Consider the following 19102-nt stretch of genomic DNA (forward strand, 5'->3'; position numbering starts at 1 on the left):
AGTTCTATTAAAACTCTATTCGAGAGATTCAAATGATAGAACATTGAATCAATGAAAAATAAAAGAACCCCAATTAGGACTTATATTTAATCGTCCGTTACAGGGGTTCGTTAGTTGGATAGCTCTATTTTATAAATAATCTTTTGCATTCTGTTCATCGATAGATGCATGAAGTCCTTGATTCAGTCCATTTGCGATCACCTTACTTAATTCCTCAATTACTTCGTCAACTTCTTTTGGTGTCACCATCAGATTATGTCCGATTGGATGAAGTACTTCTTGAATCAGTTGGCGTTTTTCCTCTTCCCCTAAAGAACCGATCACTCCCATGAATTTTTTCCTTGTTTCCTCATCTGGTAAGTCTTCTGGTTTTAAAAGCTTTCGCTTGCCGAATGACATACCTGCAGGTGTCAACGCTTTGCTCGCTCGACCTTGTTCAGAGATTTCCCGACCAAAATGCTTGAGCATATAATCAATCGTATCGCTCGTAATTGTGACAGCATCGACCACTGTTGGTACTCCTATTGAAAATACAGGAACATTTAATGTAGCTTCACTGACTTCCTTTCGATTATTACCTACACCTGAACCCGGATGAATTCCCGTATCAGACATTTGAATGGTAGCATTGACACGGTTAATGCTTCTTGCAGCAAGCGCGTCAATTACAATAATGAAATCAGGTTGGGATTGTTTTGTAACACCGAAAATCATGTCACTCGTTTCAATTCCGGTCATTCCCATCACACCTGGGGTAAAGGCTGCTATCGGACGGACACCTTCTTCGACCGAATCGGGATGAAGCTTGAAAAGATGAGCATTCACATATGTTTTATTAACTGTTCTTGGCCCTAAAGCGTCTGGTGTTATATATTCATTTCCAAGGCCGACAATTAAACAGCGCGCATCATTTGGAATGTTATGCTTTTGAATCAATCGACTTAGTTCTTTAGCCATCATTGTACTTATTTGATTCATAAAATCTGATTTTAATTCCCGCAACTTCTGAGATTCCAATGTGATATATTCTCCTGGACTTTTCCCTACACGTTTACTTCCTTCTTCATCAATTTCCACACGGGTTAATTTGACATCATTCTCTTGAAATTCACGAATAATGATTCCATCAAGCTCGTGTTCCTTTTCTGGATTTTTCTCAACAAACATCTCTTTTGCTTCAACCGCTAAATCTGTACGTAGTCTGTATTCATTATCCATATAATACCCTCCGTTCTCTGTTCCTTAGTCTGTTCTAAACTTCCTATTTTAATTACAAGTGTTTACGCTCGGCAGTAATTTATTGAAATTTCCGCAAATCTTTGTTACAATATTTTTTGTCCAAGATATTGCTTGGACAATTCATCAGGAGGTGAATGAACATGGCGAACTCTAAAAGTGCAACTAAAAGAATCCGAGTAAATAATGAAAAGCGTACAGGAAATCAAACGATTAAATCTGACATGCGTAGCTCTATGCGTGAAGTAGAAAATCATGTGCGTAACAACAGCGCAGACGAAGCAAAAGAATCTTTAGTAAAAGCGGTCAAAAAAATCGACAAAGCGCAACAAAGAGGTATTATTCATAAAAACAACGCGAGTCGTAAAAAACGCACACTTATGAAAAAAGTGAATGAACTGAGTTCATAAGCGAATTAACGGTGGAAATCTCATTCCATAGTGACATTTTTCCATCAAAAAAAGAGCTGGTCTTCAAGCTTTACTCGAGTGCTTGGACATCAGCTCTTTTTATGTGCGATTTTTTACTTTATTCGATTGGTTCACCTCTAAGCTGGCTCACCAATCTTTCTTCCGGCTCTTTCCAAAAACATCTCTAATGCTAACCACTTATCCTTTTGACCCGTTTTCATCTGCTCATCACACTTTGCTGCTTCAATGATCATTTGTTTCAATTGCTCTTCTGTAAATCTTCTTTCTCTTTTGAGTGCCATTTTGACAGAATACGGGTGTACTTTTAGCTGTTTTGCCATTTGTTGTTGCTGATAGTTCGATTTTTTTAATAACTTACATTGTAAAATTAAACGAATTTGAGATGCGACTAGCGCCAACAGTGCAATCGGCTCTTCATTTCGTTTACGAAATTCTTTTAATGCCGATAGCGAATGACCTAAGTTGTTATCAGTCAATGCATCAATTAACGTAAACGTACTTGTCTCGGCATGAGTAGAAACAAGCGACTTTGCTTGTTCGAAACTAATTTCTCCGTTCGTCACATACAAAGCAATTTTCTCTAATTCATGGTCTAACGCTTCAATATGCTCACCGATTCTTTCAATCAGCAGGTCAATTACTTCATTGGATAACTGTAGACCACGAGAAGCTGCCATTGGTTCAATGGTCCCTTTCATGTCATATAAATTCGGCGGTGTACAATCAATCACCATACTATTTTCTTTGACAATTTTAGTGATTTTTTTTCGTTGGTCAAGTTTTGGATAAGGTGCAATGATGATTACTGTCGTAAAATCGACGGGATGCTGGATAAACTCAGACAAGACGTCAACCTGGTGATCTACATCACCTTTATGTACTTGGCCAGTCAAAAAATGTGCTCGGTTAATGACGACGATTTTATGATCACTGAAAAAAGGAAATGTCTCTGCATCATGAATCGCTTCTTGAATCGGAGTTGTTTCCATATCATAAAGCTGAACATCAGCGTTTTCGTCAGTATTCCCCAGCGATTGAACAATCTTCTCCCGTACCTTTTGAATATAAAAAGTTTCTTCTCCATATAATAAAAAAACATTGTGCTTAAAATTAGTTTTCTTTGCGTTCAAAAATTCCTTTGCATGCATTGTAAGATTCATCTCCTCCATTTTAATCGTATAACGGATTGTCCCTGTTGACAATGCAAAAATATGGAGGGTGCCATATAACTGACACCCTCGATCTATATAAACGCCAAAAAGACAAAATCCCGGGCCGTTTTTGTCTTTGGCGGCGTTTGGTGTTATACTTATTGTGTGTATTGTTGGCAAGAATATAGCTGACAACTCTTAGCAATCATTTGTTAAAATTTTATGGAATTTATTAAAAAGACTAGACGATAACTTTGGTCTACCAGTATACTGTATATGAAATGGGAGGGATGAACGTGAACGAATTCGAACAAGAAGTACAATCAAAAAACAATGATGTCGTTGATTCAATTAAAGGCTTTGGTTTTTCTTTCTTATTCTTTTTCATTATTTTCTTCATTGGAACAGTCTTTCAAGTGATTGGTTCTTAATCAAAATAGTTAGTCAAAGAGGCTGGTTCATTCAGCCTCTTTTTTCTATTCTATGGTGTAAGCAGGTAAAATGTGCTTTGTCCATTTTTGTAATTCATTTCGACAGAACCGTGGATGTCTGTTCGCCATATACGGATATCTCGCTCCTCCAATCGTTGAATTACCTCTTCAGATGGATGGTTAAAGGAATTATCTTCTCCTACAGATATAAAAGCATCTTTCAATTCCATCTCTACTTCTGTTATGAGATCTTCACCCGTAGAAGTTTTGCTTCCATGATGAGCAATCTTTAATAAATCAATTGGTGGTAAGTCTGCTTGAAGAATTTGTTTCTCCCCTTGTTGTTCTACATCACCGGTAAACAACGTTCGATGCCCATCTACTTCTAAAATAAAAACTAATGAATGATCATTTTCACTACCAGCTAATCGTTCTGTTTCAGGCGCAATTACTTCAATGCTCCCACCTTCAAACCGTAAATGATGGCCTTTCCTTAAAAGAAAGGGTTCATAACGATCGCCAAAATAACGTTGAACGGTCTCTAAATCTTCTCTTGCTGCAATAAATAATTTTTTTGTATTAAATGTGTCCATGATCTCTTTTCCGCCTGCAACGTGATCGTAATCAAAATGGCTAATCAACAAAGCATCGAGCTCAGAAATTCCTTTTGACCATAAAAAAGGTTGAACAATATTCTTCGTATTCCTATTTGGCCGATCCAAATGAGAATAGGCTACCTCTTCTCCTGCATCTACCATTAAAACAGCTGACCTGTATGGCAATTCAATGACAAATGAATCGCCTTGCCCGACATCAAGCATTGTAATCCGATACGTACTATCCATATATGGGATTGCTTGCTGCACCCACCAACACGCAATTAACATAACTGAAAATACTGCCGCTAATTTCTTCTTACTATCATTCCATAGAGCCATTACACTAAGAAAAATGACATAATAAATAACAATCAACACGATTGAAGGTTTTCCAACAATCCATTGAGCAAAAGAAAACTGTTCAAGTCCAATTAATGCATTCATCATCGGCTGGTTAATCCATACAAAAACTTTTTCCATGAAAAGTGCAAGCATTGGAGACAAATATTGTAACAACAAAAGAATAATCAATAGTGGTAACATAAACAAAGTAAAATATGGGACGAACAATAGGTTGAGGAGAAAGGATAAAACATTTGTGTAGTAAAAGTGATAAAACTGAAGTGGCAATAGTGCGAGTTGGCTAATGAGACTGATTTTTATCGAGATCCAAAACCAGCCATCAGTTGTAATAATCCGCTTCGATAAAATTAAACTGCAAGTCACGAGAAAGGAAAACTGAAAAGAGAGCTGATAAAACAGATAGGGATCGATTAACAACGAAGCGATATAAACGATCGATAAAACATCCAGCAAGTTTAATGTTAATTTAAGCTTCGTAATCAAAATGACCAGTACAGCCATCATGCCTGCACGAATGACTGAAGGCTGACCTCCAGCAAGTAAGATATAAACGGGAATCGTAACGAGCAATACATTCATAGCAGCTTCTTTTGAGAGACGGAATCCAAAGTACAACACCGCATACAATAAACTTAATAGTAAACCGACATGCAACCCACTGATTGCAAGCAAATGTGATAAATTCCAAAATTGAAAACTTTCAATGAGCTGATCATTTAAGCTAGTCCGTTCGCCAAATAGTAGAGCTTTCATCCACGCGGAAGTATTCGGAGAAAAAATGTCATCGATTCTAATGAGTAATCGATCTCGATAATCATAAAGGGGTGAAACTAATGACGAACCGACACACTCATCAATTGTTGCATCATACACAGTTCCGCTAATGCCTTGATTACGTAAAAATAAAGCATAATCAAACTGACCGAAATTTGTTGCTTTTTTGACTTGTTCGATGGATAACTCTGCTTTGCATATAGCACCTACTTTAATATCAGTCCGCTTATGAGTAGATTGTCGTACAAGAACGTTCTGTCGATCAGCTAGCTCAACTTCAAACTCTGTATAAAACTCTTTTGAAATTGGGTGACTTTTAATAACAATCGAACCTGTGTATCGATCCGGAATGACACGTTCAGATAATGGGGTTGTAGGCGAGAGATATAAAGAGAGGATAAAAAGAAGAAGGGATACTCCGAAGAACCATTTATGGTTGAACCAAAAACGGAGAAGTATCAATAACAGTACTCCTAGCAAGCAAAGGCTCACTTCGATTGGCAAGTATCCCAATGTAAAAACAATTGCGGCTAAATAAAGATTACCTTTCACATCGACCTCAATTTATTCGACGTGCATAAATAGGTCATTGATTTGTTCTCGGTAATGACGTAATTTTTCCTCTTCTACTCCCTGCGCTTCCAACTCTTGAATGAGCTTCGTCATTAAGGTAATTTTTTCTTTTATACCAGTGTCAATATGTAAATAATCCAATTCGACTTTCTCATATTCAACACCTGCTGCTTCAAGTAATTCAATCGCATATGGATGGTTCCGATAATCTTCTGCATAATAAATTTTTCTAATTCCACTTTGAATGATTGTCTTGCAGCAATTCAAACATGGGAAGTGAGTGACGTAAATTTCAGCTCCTTCTGTAGGAACACCGAATTTGGCGCATTGCAATATCGCATTAATTTCGGCATGAATTGTGCGGACACAATGACCTTCAACGACTTTACATCCAACCTCAATACAGTGATCTCCTCCAGACACGCTTCCATTGTATCCTCCTGCGATGACTCGTTTTTCACGTACGATTGTCGCACCTACCGATAATCGCTCACACGTACTACGTAAAGCTAATAAATGACTTTGCGACATGAAGTATTGATCCCAAGAAATTCGCTCCATTGGTTACGTTCCTCCTAAACACTTAAAAGTATTTTATTTCCCTTTAGTATATCACGTCAGCATTATGGGACAATGACCATATCTCTAAATCGTTCAAGTGTTTTTTCTCCAATTCCTGATATTTGTAATAAATCTTCAACGGTCTTGAATTTGCCATTTGTTTCACGATATTCAATAATACTCTTCGCTTTTTGTTCACCGATACCCGGTAATGTCATGATTTCATTTAACTCAGCAGTATTAATCCTCACTTTCCCTTCTTCTGACGCTACGTGGTGAGAAGAATAAGTGCTTTCTACTTCTTCTCCTTTCATAGGTACGAAAATAACCATTTCATCGTGAACTAATGCAGCCATATTGACCATAAGCTCATCGGCATCCTCTACAAAACCACCTGCTAGGTGAATCGCATCCTTGACACGGTCGCCTTCCTTTAATTGATATACACCTGGCTTTTGGACCATTCCTTTAATATCCACCCAAAGTATTGCGGATTCAACTGTTTCTTCCGTTGGCTCAACAATCTCATCGACGGCTTCTACAGGCTCTTCTACTATAACTGAAGTAGCTTCCTGGTTTTGTTGGAAAAAGAATAGCGCAATGATTAATAGTAAAAAGATCAATACATAAATCAACCATTTTTTTTGAATAATCATGTTCAAAACCTTCTTTCATATATTAATTTAGGGATACCTTTAAGGAGGTTATGAAATGAATTGGGGAATTATCGGAACAGGCAATATGGGGAAAGTTCTCTTGCATTCATTGACTACTAGTCATGCTGTGGAGGAAGAGAACCTTTACCTATATAATCGTACATTGATGAAGGCATATGAGTTGTTAAATCAATATCCAAATGTCCATGTCGAACGAAGCTTAACGAACATGGCCAATAAATGTGATGTGCTACTGCTGTGTGCTAAACCGAAAGAAATCTTAGAGATTTCAAAAAAACTTCAGCCTCACATTAAAAAAGAACAATTGGTTATATCCATTACGAGTTCGATCTCAACTGACCACTTAGACCAAATTCTTCCGTGCAAAACAGCACGTATGATTCCAAGTATCACAAACCAATCGTTAACGGGAGCCACACTACTTACGTTCGGCAAACGAACGAATACAATGGATCAACAAATGATTAAGCAAACGTGTAAACTATTCTCAAATCCTGTTGAAGTCAATGATGACAATGTCCGCGCCGCTTCTGATATCGTCTCCTGTGGTCCGGCTTTTTTAAGTTATGTGTTAGAAGATATGATTCAGTCCGTCGAACAGGAAACATCACTCAAAAGAGAAGAAGCTGTAAATTTTGTAGAAACGATGGTGATTGGATTTGGTCGTTTATTAGAGGAAAGACATTTTTCTCTTGAAACATTGCGTGAAAAAGTAATGGTTAAAGGTGGAATTACCGGAGTAGGCATGGAAGCGTTAGAAAAGGAGATACACAACAGTTTCAATCAAGTATTTAAAAACACACATCAAAAATTTTCTGCAGAAAAAGAAATGGTGGAGGCATTGACTCTCGAGGCGAAAATGAACTTTAGTGGATAATTCTATTGTAATCAAGACAAAGAAAAAAGCAACAAATTTATGTTGCTTTTTTTCACTATGCTTCACAAACAAAAAACAAGCGGTCGCCTTCTTCACTTTCTTCAAAAAAGTTGAAATCGGCATAAACACGAACTTTCGAAAAGCCCGCTTGTTCAAGCCATTGTTTATATTGATGAACTAAAAAAGTCCGTTGAGTATGCTCCTCATCAAATCGTTTATACCGTCCGTCATTTTCTGCTACGAAAAACGTGAGGTCGTAATGGACCTCCCCTTTTTCTTGACCTGGTAGGCAAAACCATACGTAACTTAGTTCATCAGTGATATACGAATAGATTTCATCTGTGATCAATTGGTTCATATGCTCAATGCTATGAACATCAAAAAGAAAAGTCCCACCTGGCTTCAAGTGTCTTCTGATTCGTTGAAAAGATTCCTTCACTTTTTCTTGTTCAGTTATATAATTTAGGACATCTAAAAAGCTGACAATGACATCAAACTGTTCATCGAGTGATAATTGAACTAAATTTGCTTGCTCAAATATAACGGAACTAGTCTGTTGCTTTTTATTTTTTGCTTGCTCGATCATTTCTGCGGATAAATCGATACCGACGACTTTTCGAGCGGTTGCCTCCAAGCGAAATGACATCTCACCAGTTCCACAGCCAAGGTCTAATACCGATGGATTAGAATGCTTTTTCGTGAAAGTTTCATAAAAATCAACCCATTGGTGATACGGTACCTCAGCCATGAAGTAATCATAAATTTTTGCCATTTGATCGTACATGAAGATTGCGCCCTTTCTTAAATAGGCAAGTCAACTTTTGATGCATCGCCCCACAATTTTTCCAAGTTATAATATGCTCTTTCTTCTTTATGGAAAATATGGACAACGACATCTTCTAAATCAACAAGCACCCATCTTGCTTGGTCTTTTCCTTCAATTCTTTTCACTTCTTTACCTTGTTCTTCTACCGCATCTTTAATGGACTTGCTAATGGCATCCACTTGACGCTCAGTGTTTCCAGAACAAATTAAAAAGTAATCAGCGATTAAAGATACTTCTTTCATATCGAGTGCGACAATCTCTTGTCCGCTTTTATCGTCACATGCCTTTGCAGCAATTTCAAGTAGTTGTTTACTGTCCAAATAAAACCCTCCTAATTTTTTGTTAATTCATTATATGCATGAAATGTATCAGGGTAAATCAATTGATGTTTACTCATTAGAAAACGAATCGTTTCCTGAAGCGTATATCGACAAGCTTCATTCAAGTTTTGAGTAGCTAATTCCCGTGATTTGTAGACGGCTGGAAAGTCTCTTCCTGGTTCAATATAATCTGCTAGGAAAACAATTTTTTCTTCAAGGGACATCCCCGCGCGCCCTGTCGTATGGTAACGAATTGCGTTAAGAATATTATTATCTTTTATATTAAATTTACGTTGAATGAGTTCAGCGCCGGCTGGACCGTGTAAAAGTTCATCATTAAACATCAATAAATCTTTAGGTAGATGAACTGATGACTCAATGATTTTACTGAGACGAGTTTTTTCAAATTCTTTTGCGTAATCATGCAGTGCAGCCGCAATCCCGACGTGTTCTTCGTTGGCGTTATACAGTTTAGCTAAGTGCAATGCCTCTTCAGTTACTCGCTCAACATGTGCTTGCCGTTTGTTGCTTAATACCTTTTTTGATTCCGCTAAGGCCAATTCAACGTTCATAAAGATGATTCTCCCTTATATACCGTTCTACATTTTCTTGCAAACCTTCAACCGGTTCATTTCTTTGTAGTCCTTCTCGAATGCTTGTCGAAGAGTAAGGTAAATCAGGTATCTCAACCATCCGTATTTGCGCTGGAATGTTGTACGAATAACCCTCTCTTCTTACCCCAACAAATTGAACTAAATCTTTTAATTCTTCGATTTTGTACCAATTAGGTAAGTATGCAATTTGATCTCCACCGATAATAAAATAAAACTGTACTTCAGGGTGAAGTTTTCGTAGTGCTTTGACTGTATCAATCGTGTAAGAACGGCCTTCTCGTTCAAATTCAATCGTTGAAATGTGAAGGCCTTCCTCACCATCAATCATTCGTTCTAACATTCGTAATCGGTCATTCGGTGATGCTGTTGCATTGTCCTTGTGAGGCGGTTCATAGGTCGGGATAAACCAAACTTCATCCAAGTCAAGTTTTTCTCTTACTGTTTTTCCGATTTCAAAATGTCCCAAATGTGGCGGATCAAACGTGCCACCAAACAATCCTACTTTCATGAAATCACCTTTTTACACCGACATAAATATTAGTTGAGCCTTCGCATTATGGTAATTGAATCTGTTTATTTTCTTCAGAAGGCTTGTATAAAATAACGATATTCCCAATCAGTTGTACTAATTCAGACTCTGTTCCTTGGACAATTTGTTGGGCAATCTCTTTTTTGTCCTCAAAAACATTTTGCAAAATATTAACTTTAATCAATTCTCTTTTTTCAAGTACATCATTTAATTGTGCAATCATATTTTCATTGACGCCTTGCTTGCCAACTTGAAAAATTGGCGATAAATGATGTGCTTCTTTACGCAAAAAACGTTTTTGTTTTCCTGTTAACATTCGATCACTCCTTCAGCGATTCCAGCAGTTTTTCGGTCGGTCGATGTCCTGTCCAAATTTCAAAAGATTTAGCCGCTTGATAAATCAACATATCTATCCCAAACAGTACGTGGACACCATGCTCACTTGCTTGCTTAAGGAACTTCGTCCATTTCGGCTGATAGATAATATCACTGACAATAGCTGTTGGTTTAACACGATCCAACCGGATGACTTGTCCATCAATATTCGGTTGCATTCCAGCAGTTGTCGTTTGAATAATCAAATCATACGCTTCCAGATGCCGTTCAGCTTCTGCCAGACTATATACGTGACCATTTTTTAGTTTCCTGGCCAGTTCAAATGCTCGATCTTCGGTTCGATTCGCTATATTAATGGTTGTATTTTCTATTTCATTCAGAGCAAGAGCGATCCCTTTAGCTGCTCCTCCTGCCCCGATGATCAAAATCTCTTTATTTGTATGGTCAAAAAAATCGGGTTTAAATTGCCTTAACGCTTCCATATAGCCTATTCCATCTGTATTGTAACCAACAAGCTCGCCATTCATCAATTTCACAGTATTCACGGCGTTCATTTCTTTTGCAAAAAAATCTAATCGATCTAAATGTGGAATAATGGCTTCTTTATAAGGTACGGTTACATTAAACCCTAATATTCCATCTTGCTTAGCTCGTTCTGTAAAAGCACCTAATTCATCGTGCGTTAACTCATACAATTTGTATACGCCTTTCACACCAAGCTCTTTCAAAAACTGTTCATGAAGTTCGGGTGATTTTGAATGTTTTATTGGATTTCCAATCAACCCTAGACGATACATAAGATCATTCCTTTTAGATGATTGCTTCACGTATTATAACATTTACGCCTTCAGGTGCATATGCGTCTATTGTGATCTTACCGGGTGGTATGGTAATCCATCCAAGTCCCGAAATGACAACATCCATTTTCTTTTCGTGAACATGGAAGGTTTTTCGTTTCAAAGCTGGCCAATTCTCTAATGTTTCTTCACTCGGTGGAGATAACATTTCACCTAGGTGATTTTCATATAATTCTTCTGCTTTTTCGGTCTTCGTTCGATGAATGAACAATCGGTTTGAGAAATAACAAATATAGCCATATTTATCATCTGCTTCAGAAATGTCCACTCGAACCATGCCACCGACAAATAATGTTTGTCCATCATTCAATTGAAAAACTCTCGGTTTTACTTCTTTTTTTGGTGTGATCAACTTCAAGTCTTTCGCAGACATGAGATGGGCTATTTGGTGTTCATTAATAATTCCTGGTGTATCAATCAAACTTGATTGTTCATCTAATGGGATTTCGATGAATCCAAGCGTTGTACCAGGGAAATAAGAAGTCGTTATAACATCTTTTTCACCGACCGACTGATGAATTAAATGGTTGATGAAAGTCGATTTACCGACGTTTGTACATCCGACAACGTAGACATCTTTTCCTTGTCTAAGTTGGTCAAGTTGTACAGACGCCTCATCAATTCCTGTTCCTTTAACAGAACTGACCAAAAATACATCTTCGACTATTAATCCATACTCTTTAGCAACATTGCGCAACCAAAGTTTAACCTTGTTCAAATTTGTCGACTTCGGCAACAGATCAACTTTATTACCGACTAAAACGATGGGATTGTTCCCAACAAAGCGCTTTAAACCCGGAATGAAGCTTCCGTGAACATCGAATAAATCAACAATGTTAACGACCACTGCATCTTGGTCACTAATATCATGAAGCATTTGGAGAAAGTCATCTGCATGCATATTCACATCTTGAACTTCATTATAATTTTTTAACCGAAAGCAACGCTGGCAAATCAATTGCTCTTGATTCAACGCAGATTCTGGTACATAACCAGGTTCTTGCTTATTTTCTGTCTGAATGGGTGCTCCACAACCTTGACAGTACAGTTGCTCATTCATATTAATCCTCCCAATTCAACTTACCTTTTCGTTTAAAATAATTCATGATTCTTCTTTCAATCATTCGATTAAATTTTGTAAAGAATCCATCAGATTCAACAACGGGTATAACAAGTATTGTATAAAGGCCCGCACGATTCCCTCCGAGAACATCTGTCAATAATTGATCGCCGATGACTACAATCTCTTCTTTTGGAAGATTCATCGTTTTTCTTGCCTGTCTAAAAGCTTTTTGTGTAGGCTTTTTAGCATTATGAATAAAGGGAATATCTAAAGGGGTTGAAAACATTCCTACTCGATCTTCATTGTTATTAGAAATGATCGTTACTTGGAGACCGGCCTCTTTTAATGACTCGAACCACTCGATAATTTCCGGAGTGGCTTCAGGCTGATCCCAAGCAACCAACGTATTGTCTAAATCAGTAATAACCCCTTTTATTCCTCGCTCTTTTAAATAAGCAGGTGTTATCTCGAATACGTCTTTAACTTGATCACTTGGCAAAAATTCTGAAAGCATACTTACACCTCACCTAGATTCGCTAGTATTCATCATAAAGGAACCTATCACAATTGAAAAGCGTTTTTAATGGATAGCTTTGTTAAAGCCCGTTGTTGATATTGTGATCCGCTATCGGTAGACGCTTTTACCCACAGGGCATAAGGCGACATCTGCGATAAACCGCAGTGTCTTCTATACCGCGGGCACGGCTCGAGCTTTTCCGACGCCATGGACGGCTAGTGTCAACGTTGGCCACAGGACGTGGCCGGTCTTAGTTGACCCGCAGGAGTCGCCACCTTCGCTTCTCACAATTCAACAACTCAGTACTTCATCATTAGAAAATCAACACTGAGCTTTAACAAAGCCTAATGTATAGTTATTAGCCTGTCACTTTTTATGTATTTCATGTTTACATCATAGTTGTAACGGAAATAATAAGTAATACCATTTTTTAAAATAATAAATAATTTGAAAAAATGTTAAGAATCGTTCGACAAATTCATACATTTTTCTCTCTGTGGATAAATAAATCCACAAAATAAACCCCTCATCTTTCAATATTTTCGACTCTTTTTCAGTTGATTGCACACAACTTATGCACAAGTTAAACACAAATTATTCGAATTGTGTATTCTTCTTTTTAGTGATAGGATAAATCACGTGGAAAAGCGATTCATTTAGAGATTTATGGGAGGTGCAAGCCTTTTAGGCATTCACAATGGAACAATTATCAGATCATTTATTGATTGAATCATACCTACGAGCTGTCAAACTAGAATTGAATGATGACTTTATCAATTTAATTGAGCAAGAGCTTATCATTAGAGGGCTGGATGAAAAAATCAAAGAAATGTCATAAACAGCTTTTCTACCTATATATAACTAACACGAATAACCGTGTTAGTTTTTTTATTGGCTGATGGTTTACTCTTTTCAATTGTAATCATTAGCCATTATAATGGTTACTATATTTGTATTTATACCGTTGAAAGGATGTCACCATTCATGATTTACGCAGTTTTTGCACCACTTCTATTTGCAATCGTCATTCCATTCCTCAGCAGGATGAAACATAAAATACATACTGGATGGCTCATCCTGCCTATACCATTATTCGTTTTTATTTATTTCGTTTCATTCGTAGGGAGTGATTTTGAAAGTCAAGTAAGCAGTTATAATTGGATACCTTCACTTGATATATCGCTTAGTTTCCACTTGGATGGGCTGAGTCTTTTATTTGCTTTATTGATCAGTGGAATCGGTTCGTTAGTCGTTTTATACTCCATCTATTATTTGGACAAAAAAGAACGACTGGGCCACTTTTATACTTATTTGTATATTTTCATGACAGCAATGTTAGGCGTTGTTCTATCTGATAACGTGTTTGCTCTTTATGCGTTTTGGGAGTTTACATCGCTTTCTTCCTTTCTTTTAATTGGCTATTGGCATTTCAAAGAAAGATCTCGTTACGGGGCGATTAAGTCGTTATTGATTACAGTTAGTGGTGGTTTTAGCTTATTAGCTGGTTTAATTTCTCTCACAATCATCACCGGAACGACAAGCATCCGTGAAATGGTGAACCAAGCGGATGTCATATTGGAAAGCTCTTTCTTACCATTGGTACTAGCTTTTCTATTGCTCGGAGCATTTACGAAATCAGCACAATTTCCTTTCCATATTTGGTTACCTGATGCCATGGAAGCTCCGACACCTGTCAGTGCATATTTGCACTCTGCAACAATGGTAAAAGCAGGTATATATTTAATGGCTCGTTTCTCAGCAATCTTCGGAGGCGAACCTAGCTTCTTCATGCTGTTGAGCCTATTTGGAATCGTTACTTTGGTATGTGGTTCTTATATGGCCGTCAGGCAGACGGATCTAAAGGCGATTCTTGCTTATTCAACGATCAGTCAATTAGGTATGATTATGGCGATGTTAGGATTCGGCACAGATATCGCGATTTTTGCAGCTGTATTCCACATCTTAAACCACGCAACCTTTAAAGGTAGCTTGTTTATGATTGCTGGGATTGTCGACCATGAAACCGGTACAAGAGATATAAGAAAACTGGGTGGACTGATGACATTTATGCCAATGTCTGCCACACTAGCTCTATTTGGAACATTTTCGATGGCTGGCGTTCCATTGCCATTCTTAAATGGTTTCTATAGTAAAGAAATGTTTTTCGATGCATCGCTTCAGTTATCCGGGTATGCAGGTACATTTGTAGAAATAGTTGCAATCGTGCTTCCATATTTAGCGGTGATTGGCAGTATATTCACATTTGTTTATTCGATGTACTTATTCTTTGGAACATTTAGAGGAAAGTATAAAGAAGAACAATTACCGGTTAAGCCACATGAGGCACCTTTTATGATGCTATTGTCACCTATCATTTTAGTTACTGGCGTGATTGTCATTGGACTTTTCCCTAGTCTGTTCAACAATGGCTTATTAACACATGCAGCCGACGCAGTCTTCGGTGATGAAGTGACAAAAGAAATTAGTTTTTGGCACGGGTTCATCCCACCCCTGTACATGTCTTTAACAGTGGTCGTACTTGGAACAATTCTTGTCTTAACAAAAACAAAATGGGAAAAAGTCTACAATATCTTACCTGGAAACTTTTCTTTCAATCAAATTTATGATTGGGGAGTTAATCAGTTAGAAGCTGCTAGTAATCGAATCACATTCACATATATGAATGGTTCCTTACGGCTATATATGGTGTTGTTATTAGCTTCTGTAACAGCTATTACCGGAACTGCTTTATTTATTAGTGATGGAATCAATTTCGAAGTAACGGATGTGGCTCCTGTCACCGTACACGAAGTGCTCATTGCAATTGTCATGGCAATTGCAGCTATTGCAACCATTTTTGTAACCAATCGCCTTGCTGCGATCTTAGTAGTTGGTGTTGTTGGATATGGTCTAGCTATTTTATTCGTACTTTATAGTGCACCAGATTTAGCACTGACACAACTGATTGTTGAGACCGTTACGGTTGCTCTGTTTTTGCTTTGTTTCTATCACTTACCAAACTTGACCAAACGAACAGAGTCAATCGCCCAACGTGGTGTAAACATAGTCATTTCAATCGGTTTCGGAGCATTGATGCTCGTCATGTCCATCAGTGCTTATAATAGCCAATTCTTTGAGACGATTTCCGATTACTTTACAGAAAACTCCTATAAGCTAGGCGGAGGAGATAATATCGTCAACGTGATTTTAGTCGACTTCCGTGGCTTAGATACACTTTTTGAAGTGTCTGTGCTATTTGGAGCCGGACTCGCCATATACACATTAATTCGATTTAGAAAAAATAAGGGGGCGAAATAATATGGAAATCTTGATGGCTATCTTGGCGTCCATTTTGTTCGCCACCGCCATATATAACTTATTGCAAAAGCAGTTTTTAAGAATCATTATAGGTACGGTACTACTGTCGCATGCTGCCCATCTTTTCTTGCTTACGATGGGAAAGTTGAAACGAGGAAATCCTCCTGTGTTGGTTGAGGGTGTAACGAATTATACAGACCCTCTTCCACAAGCTCTCATTCTGACATCAATTGTCATAAGCTTTGGGGTAACTAGTTTTCTACTCGTATTAGCTTACCGAACCTACACACTGAACAAATCGGATAATATGGATGAATTGAGAGGTAGTAGTGATGAGTAACTTAGCAGTTTTACCTATTGTAATACCTTTAATAGCTAGTGTTATCTCAGCGTTTATACCAAAAAAACTCGGTCTATCACGGGTCATTGCAAAACTATTTGCGATCATCTTTTTAGTATATGCGGGATACTTAGCTTGGGTTGTTTTCACGGACGGAATCATCGTTATGCAGTCAAGTGGCTGGGCCGCGCCGTTCGGCATATCGATTGTGGCAGATTATTTATCGGTGACGTTAGTTTTGATTACGTCCATCGTGACGACTGCAGCCGTCTTCTATGCACCTAGTTCATTAAGTCAACTACAAGAAACCTACTATTTTTATACATTTATGTTCTTAATGATCAGTGGTGTTGTCGGTGCATTTTTGACCGGAGACTTGTTTAACTTATTTGTTTTCTTTGAAGTATTGTTGATGGCCTCGTACGGACTCATTGTACTAGGTGGAGGAAAAGTACAATTAAGAGAATCTCTGAAATATGTTCTATTTAATGTATTTTCTTCCATGCTATTTGTCACGACGATTGGTTTTATTTATGCCTCAGTAGGCACGGTTAATATGGCCCACTTAGCTGAAAGAATTCAAGAAGCTGAGCAAGCAGGCGTATTAACGGGGCTTGCTGTCTTGCTGTTTTTCGTGTTTGCTATCAAAGCAGCCATTTTTCCACTATATTACTGGTTGCCTAACTCATATATCGTTCCAAATCCAGTCGTTTCAGCTTTATTTGGAGCATTACTTACGAAAGTCGGAATCTATTCGATCCTCCGTATGTATACTTTGGTTTTCAATAACGATGTCGGCATTACCCATGAGATCTTCATTTGGTTAGCGATGTTCACGATGTTATTCGGTGTCATTGGAGCCTTATCAACGCAAAATGTTAAACTGATTGTTACGTATAACATTATCCCAGCAATCGGATTCATTTTAATGGGAATTGGCTTATATTCAACATCCGGTATTGAAGGTTCAGTTTATTACTTAATCCATGACATGGTCATCAAAGCCGCCTTATTCTTTCTTGTTGGTGCTTTAGTTGTAGCGGCAGGTACAGATGATTTACGGAAAATGGGCGGCTTAATCACCCGATATCCTGTTCTAGGTTGGCTGTTTTTTGTCGGTTCTCTCGTACTGGCAGGTGTCCCACCGTTTAGTGGTTTTATAGGAAAGCTGTTATTATTAAGAGGTTCATTAGAACAAGAAGAGATCCTTTTAACGATCGCAGCCCTTATCACAAGTTTATTAATCCTATATTCCATGATTCGTATTTTCGTACGTGGCTTCTGGGGAGACACTGTTGAAGAGTTACCCGAAGGACAAAACAAAAAAGTTCGCAACTTAACCATTCCTGCTGCAATACTACTAGCGATCAGTATTTTTCTAGGAATTGGCGCTGAGTTTATCTATCCTCATGTTGAAACAATTGCCAATATGTTATTAGATCGCGCAGAATACATTAATGCCGTACTAAGGGAGTAAGATTTATGGCTATTCAAATTATATTCAATTTACTTATTGCATGTTTATGGATGTTTTTGACTGAGTCTTATACATTCGTCACTTTTCTGATTGGTTATATCATCGGTATAGCTTTATTGTTTTTACTTCGTCGCTTCATACCAGATGCGTTTTACTTTAAGCGAGTCTTATTGATGATCAAGTTGGTTTTACTCTTTTTTAAAGAATTAATTGTATCAACATGGCAAATTGCTAAACTCGTATATAAGCCTAAGTTGAATGTACAACCTGGAATTTTTGCACTACCAACAGATCTTCGGACGAATTGGGAAATTACGTTGCTAGCCAACTTAATTTCTCTAACACCTGGAACGTTGAGCGTATCTATTTCAGAAGATCATACAAAGATTTTTATCCATGCGATGGATATGCCGGACATTGAGAAAGAAATTGAAGGAATAAAGGAAACCTTTGAAAAAGCGATTATGGAGGTGACAAGATAATGTTTGAAGATTTTGGAGGTCAACTATTGGAATGGACAGTCATCATTTGTTTGATTGTCATTGCTATTTCGGTAGTTATCTTATTGATTCGCATTATCATTGGTCCAACGAATGCGGACCGTGCTGTCGCCTTGGATACAATGGGGATTAATTTGATGGCATTTGCTGGACTGACAGCAATTCATCTCGTGACGACTAAGTTAAATGATGTTATTTTATTGATTGGAATTTTGTTGTTTATCGGTACAATCGCAATCGCGAAATTCATTGAAAAGGGTGTTATCATTGATCGAAATAATCATTAGTCTATTTTTATTGATTGGCACCTTTTTCATTTTTTCAGGATCACTGGGAATTCTACGTTTTCCTGATGTTTATACGAGGCTTCACGCAGCTACAAAGGCTTCTACACTCGGTGTAGCGAGTGTCTTATTGGCAGCTTTCTTATACCTCTATGTAGACCATGGAATTATTAGTGGAAAGCTTTTGATCGGGATATGGTTTATTATGCTTACTGCCCCAATCAGTGGTCACATGATATCCAGAGCTGCTCATAATGCCGGAGTCAAGCTACATGAAAGTAGTATCCGTGATGAATTACAAGAAATGAATGAACAAAATGAAGCCGAACGCCAATCTGAATAACAGTTGTTTAATCATCATACGAAAAAACTGTACTCCTTTCGATGGAGTGCAGTTTTTTTATTGTTTTTAAGTTGGACAAGCACAAATTAAAATCTCCGCCATATA

Annotated in this window: 23 protein-coding genes; 10 read left to right on the forward strand and 13 right to left on the reverse strand. The window is 37.7% G+C overall.

What is annotated here, in order from left to right; translation table 11 throughout:
• Nucleotides 1-129: 129 nt before the first annotated feature.
• On the reverse strand, nt 130-1218 hold the full coding sequence (gene gpr / locus FPQ13_RS01470) for a GPR endopeptidase (RefSeq protein ID WP_144087521.1): 1089 nt from the start codon (nt 1216-1218) through the stop codon (nt 130-132).
• 161 nt (nt 1219-1379) lie between these two features.
• Between gpr and rpsT the strand changes: the two genes are divergently transcribed.
• A complete protein-coding gene (gene rpsT, locus FPQ13_RS01475) occupies nt 1380-1646 on the forward strand; it encodes a 30S ribosomal protein S20 (protein ID WP_144087522.1) in 267 nt (88 codons plus the stop codon).
• A gap of 137 nt (nt 1647-1783) precedes the next feature.
• Here the strand turns inward: rpsT and holA are convergent, their stop codons facing one another.
• Nucleotides 1784-2827: a DNA polymerase III subunit delta gene (holA, locus tag FPQ13_RS01480; RefSeq protein ID WP_186279505.1), complete on the reverse strand. Its 1044-nt coding sequence runs from the start codon at nt 2825-2827 to the stop codon at nt 1784-1786.
• A 287-nt stretch (nt 2828-3114) separates the two neighbouring features.
• Here holA and FPQ13_RS01485 point away from each other — a divergent pair, with 287 nt between their 5' ends.
• Entirely contained in the window at nt 3115-3249 is a 135-nt protein-coding gene (locus tag FPQ13_RS01485) for a YqzM family protein (protein WP_144087524.1), read from the forward strand.
• Nucleotides 3250-3299: 50 nt separating this feature from the next.
• Here the strand turns inward: FPQ13_RS01485 and FPQ13_RS01490 are convergent, their stop codons facing one another.
• From FPQ13_RS01490 to FPQ13_RS01500, 3 genes are all read right to left on the reverse strand, one after another.
• Entirely contained in the window at nt 3300-5537 is a 2238-nt protein-coding gene (locus FPQ13_RS01490) for a DNA internalization-related competence protein ComEC/Rec2 (RefSeq protein ID WP_186279506.1), read from the reverse strand.
• A 12-nt stretch (nt 5538-5549) separates the two neighbouring features.
• Entirely contained in the window at nt 5550-6119 is a 570-nt protein-coding gene (locus FPQ13_RS01495; RefSeq protein ID WP_144087526.1) for a ComE operon protein 2, read from the reverse strand.
• 62 nt (nt 6120-6181) lie between these two features.
• Nucleotides 6182-6775 carry a helix-hairpin-helix domain-containing protein gene (locus tag FPQ13_RS01500; RefSeq protein WP_144087527.1) on the reverse strand — a complete coding sequence of 198 codons (594 nt, stop codon included), beginning with the start codon at nt 6773-6775 and terminating at the stop codon, nt 6182-6184.
• A 55-nt stretch (nt 6776-6830) separates the two neighbouring features.
• Between FPQ13_RS01500 and comER the strand changes: the two genes are divergently transcribed.
• Nucleotides 6831-7673, forward strand: a complete 843-nt coding sequence (gene comER, locus FPQ13_RS01505) for a late competence protein ComER (protein ID WP_144087528.1) — start codon at nt 6831-6833, stop codon at nt 7671-7673.
• 55 nt (nt 7674-7728) lie between these two features.
• Here comER and FPQ13_RS01510 read toward each other — a convergent pair whose 3' ends face one another.
• From FPQ13_RS01510 to FPQ13_RS01545, 8 genes are read right to left on the reverse strand one after another with little or no spacing between them, the layout of a single operon-like run.
• Nucleotides 7729-8457: a class I SAM-dependent DNA methyltransferase gene (locus FPQ13_RS01510; RefSeq protein ID WP_144087529.1), complete on the reverse strand. Its 729-nt coding sequence runs from the start codon at nt 8455-8457 to the stop codon at nt 7729-7731.
• 17 nt (nt 8458-8474) lie between these two features.
• The gene (rsfS, locus tag FPQ13_RS01515; protein ID WP_144087530.1) at nt 8475-8819 is read right to left on the reverse strand and encodes a ribosome silencing factor; all 345 of its coding nucleotides are present in this window, start codon (nt 8817-8819) and stop codon (nt 8475-8477) included.
• An 11-nt stretch (nt 8820-8830) separates the two neighbouring features.
• Nucleotides 8831-9391 carry a bis(5'-nucleosyl)-tetraphosphatase (symmetrical) YqeK gene (gene yqeK, locus FPQ13_RS01520; RefSeq protein ID WP_144087531.1) on the reverse strand — a complete coding sequence of 187 codons (561 nt, stop codon included), beginning with the start codon at nt 9389-9391 and terminating at the stop codon, nt 8831-8833.
• Entirely contained in the window at nt 9381-9941 is a 561-nt protein-coding gene (locus FPQ13_RS01525; RefSeq protein ID WP_144087532.1) for a nicotinate-nucleotide adenylyltransferase, read from the reverse strand. Before FPQ13_RS01525 ends, yqeK begins: the two co-directional genes overlap by 11 nt.
• A gap of 46 nt (nt 9942-9987) precedes the next feature.
• A complete protein-coding gene (gene yhbY, locus FPQ13_RS01530; RefSeq protein ID WP_144087533.1) occupies nt 9988-10278 on the reverse strand; it encodes a ribosome assembly RNA-binding protein YhbY in 291 nt (96 codons plus the stop codon).
• Nucleotides 10279-10282: 4 nt separating this feature from the next.
• The gene (gene aroE / locus FPQ13_RS01535; RefSeq protein WP_144087534.1) at nt 10283-11095 is read right to left on the reverse strand and encodes a shikimate dehydrogenase; all 813 of its coding nucleotides are present in this window, start codon (nt 11093-11095) and stop codon (nt 10283-10285) included.
• A 13-nt stretch (nt 11096-11108) separates the two neighbouring features.
• Nucleotides 11109-12215, reverse strand: a complete 1107-nt coding sequence (yqeH, locus tag FPQ13_RS01540; protein ID WP_144087535.1) for a ribosome biogenesis GTPase YqeH — start codon at nt 12213-12215, stop codon at nt 11109-11111.
• Between the two features lies 1 nt (nt 12216).
• A complete protein-coding gene (locus FPQ13_RS01545) occupies nt 12217-12732 on the reverse strand; it encodes a YqeG family HAD IIIA-type phosphatase (protein ID WP_144087536.1) in 516 nt (171 codons plus the stop codon).
• 700 nt (nt 12733-13432) lie between these two features.
• Here FPQ13_RS01545 and sda point away from each other — a divergent pair.
• The 7 genes from sda to mnhG all read left to right on the forward strand — a co-directional run bounded on the left by sda (nt 13433) and on the right by mnhG (nt 18997).
• Nucleotides 13433-13573, forward strand: a complete 141-nt coding sequence (gene sda / locus FPQ13_RS01550) for a sporulation histidine kinase inhibitor Sda (RefSeq protein WP_144087537.1) — start codon at nt 13433-13435, stop codon at nt 13571-13573.
• Nucleotides 13574-13719: 146 nt separating this feature from the next.
• Nucleotides 13720-16053, forward strand: a complete 2334-nt coding sequence (locus tag FPQ13_RS01555; protein ID WP_144087538.1) for a Na+/H+ antiporter subunit A — start codon at nt 13720-13722, stop codon at nt 16051-16053.
• A 1-nt stretch (nt 16054) separates the two neighbouring features.
• Nucleotides 16055-16393 (forward strand): Na(+)/H(+) antiporter subunit C, encoded by a 339-nt coding sequence (locus FPQ13_RS01560; protein ID WP_144087539.1) that lies wholly within the window; start codon nt 16055-16057, stop codon nt 16391-16393.
• A complete protein-coding gene (locus tag FPQ13_RS01565) occupies nt 16386-17870 on the forward strand; it encodes a Na+/H+ antiporter subunit D (protein WP_144087540.1) in 1485 nt (494 codons plus the stop codon). Before FPQ13_RS01560 ends, FPQ13_RS01565 begins: the two co-directional genes overlap by 8 nt.
• Before the next feature lie 5 nt (nt 17871-17875).
• Nucleotides 17876-18352, forward strand: coding sequence for a Na+/H+ antiporter subunit E (locus FPQ13_RS01570; RefSeq protein ID WP_144087541.1), 477 nt, complete (start codon nt 17876-17878; stop codon nt 18350-18352).
• Nucleotides 18352-18657, forward strand: a complete 306-nt coding sequence (locus FPQ13_RS01575) for a Na(+)/H(+) antiporter subunit F1 (RefSeq protein WP_144087542.1) — start codon at nt 18352-18354, stop codon at nt 18655-18657. Before FPQ13_RS01570 ends, FPQ13_RS01575 begins: the two co-directional genes overlap by 1 nt.
• Entirely contained in the window at nt 18638-18997 is a 360-nt protein-coding gene (gene mnhG / locus FPQ13_RS01580; RefSeq protein WP_144087543.1) for a monovalent cation/H(+) antiporter subunit G, read from the forward strand. Before FPQ13_RS01575 ends, mnhG begins: the two co-directional genes overlap by 20 nt.
• The last annotated feature ends 105 nt before the right edge of the window (nt 18998-19102 follow it).

This window comes from Allobacillus salarius (genome assembly GCF_007559425.1).
Taxonomy (GTDB): domain Bacteria; phylum Bacillota; class Bacilli; order Bacillales; family Alkalibacillaceae; genus Allobacillus; species Allobacillus salarius.